General features: G+C 34.9%; 5 protein-coding genes and 1 rRNA gene. 2 read left to right on the top strand and 4 right to left on the bottom strand.

Annotated elements, in window-relative coordinates; genetic code table 11:
• Both rrf and R3333_RS13650 read left to right on the top strand, forming a co-directional pair.
• Positions 1-96, top strand: a 5S ribosomal RNA gene (gene rrf, locus R3333_RS13655); the annotation flags it as partial.
• 458 nt (positions 97-554) lie between these two features.
• Positions 555-938 (top strand): energy transducer TonB, encoded by a 384-nt coding sequence (locus tag R3333_RS13650; protein WP_318959329.1) that lies wholly within the window; start codon positions 555-557, stop codon positions 936-938.
• A gap of 76 nt (positions 939-1014) precedes the next feature.
• On the opposite strand, the gene R3333_RS13645 is transcribed toward R3333_RS13650, so the two are convergent.
• The 4 genes from R3333_RS13645 to R3333_RS14690 form a co-directional block, all read right to left on the bottom strand.
• Complete coding sequence (locus R3333_RS13645) at positions 1015-1524, bottom strand: hypothetical protein (protein WP_318959328.1); 510 nt, start codon at positions 1522-1524, stop codon at positions 1015-1017.
• 48 nt (positions 1525-1572) lie between these two features.
• Positions 1573-2010, bottom strand: coding sequence for a GNAT family N-acetyltransferase (locus R3333_RS13640; RefSeq protein WP_318959327.1), 438 nt, complete (start codon positions 2008-2010; stop codon positions 1573-1575).
• A 391-nt stretch (positions 2011-2401) separates the two neighbouring features.
• The gene (locus R3333_RS13635) at positions 2402-2926 is read right to left on the bottom strand and encodes a GNAT family protein (RefSeq protein WP_318959326.1); all 525 of its coding nucleotides are present in this window, start codon (positions 2924-2926) and stop codon (positions 2402-2404) included.
• Between the two features lie 257 nt (positions 2927-3183).
• Positions 3184-3297: a hypothetical protein gene (locus R3333_RS14690; protein ID WP_413468687.1), complete on the bottom strand. Its 114-nt coding sequence runs from the start codon at positions 3295-3297 to the stop codon at positions 3184-3186.
• Positions 3298-3308: the final 11 nt, after the last annotated feature.

Raw genomic sequence — 3308 nt, 5'->3', positions numbered from 1 at the left:
AGGGTCCACCTCTTCCCATTCCGAACAGAGAAGTTAAGACTACTAGCGCTGATGGTACTGCCCTTTTGAGGGTGGGAGAGTAAGTCGACGCCACTTTTTATAAAGCCTTGTTCCTATCGGAATGAGGCTTTTTTTTTGCCTAACTTTTTTTATCCAAACCTTACAAAAGAACTAAGACTTTATTAAGCTCATTAGTTGCTTCTGTTAGCGGTACCTCGACTCCGCTCGGCAACCTAAGAATAGGGTAATCTTAAACTAGATCGAAACTCTGTACCTATTAGCTTTACATATTCATACTCTTACAGTCATCTGTTATTAGAAGAGTAGCATTAAAGTAATGAATTACCTTTAAGTTATAAGAGAGTTCAGTTGTGTAAACCGTCAATTATTGTTGATCTATACAGTAAGAGACCCTATTGATATTGGATGTGTGACGGGAAAGCTTTCAATATTTTTGATTTTTAACATGTATACTTTTGGTTAGATTAGTTTCATTATTAACTATCTAGAGCATGATTCTTGCTGCTTTTGGTATGAATTATAAAATCTAATATATGAAGTTTACAAAATTATGTTTAGCATTGAGTTTATGCTTTATGGTGTTTGGGTTACAAGCACAAGAGGTTTCTTCTACTCCAGATAAGGTTGCGACCTTTGTTGGAGGCAATGAGGCAATGAAAACCTATTTAATTGAAAACCTGAAGTATCCAGATAGTGCTAAAACTGCCAATTTATATGGTAAGGTGTATGTTCGTTTTATTGTAGAAAAGGACGGTGCTATAAGTTCTGTTCAAGTCTTAAAAGGAGTGGATGAATTGTTGGATAGTGAGGCAATAAGAGCAATATCAGCTATGCCTAATTGGACGCCTGCGGAAACTGATGGAAAAAAGGTAAGGAGCTACGTTACCCTTCCCATTAACTTTGAACTGAGTGAATAACAGAAAAGCACCAAGTACTCTTGGTGCTTTTTCTTTGAATTTTATATTTAGAGCATACGTTTATGTCTGTAAAGTATTAGCCAATGGGATAATTAACCATTCTGTGAAGGAATTCTACCTTTGAAACTAGAATTTCATTGCCATTGTCATCGATAAACTTGGCGTCATTCAATAGAACATCAACGACATAGGTATCGTCACATTCGCTTTTTGGTCTGGCAATACGCATATTAATGTCGCCTTCAGTGGCAGTCCATACATTAGTTGCAATCAAATCAGCATCTAGTCCATCCGTACACAAATTTCCATGCATAGTACTTTTGTTGTAACTTGTAATTTGAGCGAGAATTTCAGGATGCTCTGTCAAAGAGAAATTTTGATATTCGTCGGTGAGGGCAAAGGCTTCAACGTCTACATGAATATGGATGATAGCGTTTTGTACACTGCCTTCATCGAAGGGTTCAAATACGCTAAAGTTACCGCATCCTTTGTAATTTACTCCTTCTGGATTTGTTGGTTCGCAATCAGGTTCTTTAATGCAAGCCGAGAAAATAAAAAGTAGCGATATAAATAATAAATATTTCATGCGGATCGGTTTTTAATACAAACGTAGGTTGTCGTTTTTAAGTTGGTTTTAAAAAGTTGTTTCCATGAAATACATATCGTATCCATCGGCCCAATAATTAGGGTGTTTACTGATCAAATTAAAACCTAGATTTTGATAAAAGGGGTATACGAGTTGAGAAGTACGGACAATACAACGTGGAAATAGTGTGAGTTCTTTAATTCTTTGTAAACGGTGTTTTACCAATTTTGTACCTATCCCTTGTCTTTGATGATTAGGGTGGATCAAGTCCCAAGAAAGTATGGCAGTCTTTTCTTTAGGTAGGTAATTAATTCCTCCAGCGCCTACAATTTTCTCACCTGCAAGAAATACATAATAATCTTCTCTTTCATTTTGAAGATATTGCTCCAAATCATGTTGTTCATCAGGATGAAAGTAAGTTGGGGTATTAAATTGGAATAGTTCAATTACGGCTTGAAAATCTTCAGTAGAAAATTCACGAATCATGTTTAAAATAAATGTGGGTTAAAACTAAGGTAGGTACTACTAAATTACGATTAAAGCCTAAATACTTACTGAATTAGACCACTTATTAAAGTTGGGATGTGTTTTGTCTTCCATGAAAATACGGGTTGTATGTACCCTTGGAAAACAAAACAATCCCCACTTCTTTATTAGGTTTAGTGTAACGAGGTTTTCAGTTTGAATAATCTAAAGCTAGAATTACTAAAACTGAAAAAAATAGCAGTAAGTAGAATTAATTTCTAATGACAAGTTACACTATATATACATATAAATTACAAGGGTATATCTCTTATTTGTAAAGGGGAATTACCTAAAAAAAATATATAATTATCGAAACGGTTATTGTGAAAAATGGGAGTTGAATTCCCTCAATTTATTCTGGAGCTAATAAGGAGTAACAAAGAGAATCAGAGAATTTTCCTTCGTAAAAATAATCTTGACGTAACTCTCCCTCTTTTTCGAATCCAAATTTATCCAATAGACGAATAGAAGCAGTGTTCCAAGCTGCAACTCTTGCTTGTATTCTTTTTAAATGCATGTATTCAAAGCCAATTTGTATGACGAGGGGGACAACCTGACTCATGATTCCTTTACGCTTGTATTTATCACTTTTGAGACTGTAGAAGAGTTCTGCATTTTTATGATCTTTGTTCCATATATGGTACCCCGTATGGCCTATAGTTTCACCTTGCTCATTTTGAACTACGCCTAGTGCGAGGGAGTAACGATAGGTCGTCATTCCTTCTTTATGCATTCGTTCTAATTTTTCGTATTCAGCCTGGGTGCTGTAGCCAAAAAAGTTTAATATATACTCCCTTTCATGCTTTTTAAACAAGTCGTGAATGTCGTCAGGGAAAAGCAAGAGTAGTTTGTAGGGTCCAGTAGTTTTTACAATCATAGCAAAAGGCTTTGACCTAAGATACGAAAAGCAAACGAAGTATTTTTGGTAATTTAACTAGAATTGTAGGCGTGCATTATACCCTTTAAAAAGGATTAATTCCAAGGTTGAATTGTAATTATTTGATATTTAAGCTTGTAGGTTTTTATGTGTACTTTGAAACATAAAATTGTAGGATGTTTAAGGCTGAAAAAAAAATGAAATAAAAAAAAGTCCAGCTCTTTCGAACTGGACTTTTAATCTATTTTTAAGTATTCCTACCAAATTTTACTGATCTTATCAGCTGAATTACGCATCGCATCTTCCTCTGTTACTTGGAAAGCTTCAAAGAATTCTGGACAATTCATCAATGGACCATTTACTCTATACATACCTGGAGAGT

It is taken from the genome of Lishizhenia sp., assembly GCF_033720595.1.
Classification (GTDB): Bacteria; Bacteroidota; Bacteroidia; order Flavobacteriales_D; family Crocinitomicaceae; genus Lishizhenia.
Note: the sequence above shows the minus strand (reverse complement) of the source record. Positions and strands in the feature narration are given on the sequence as shown.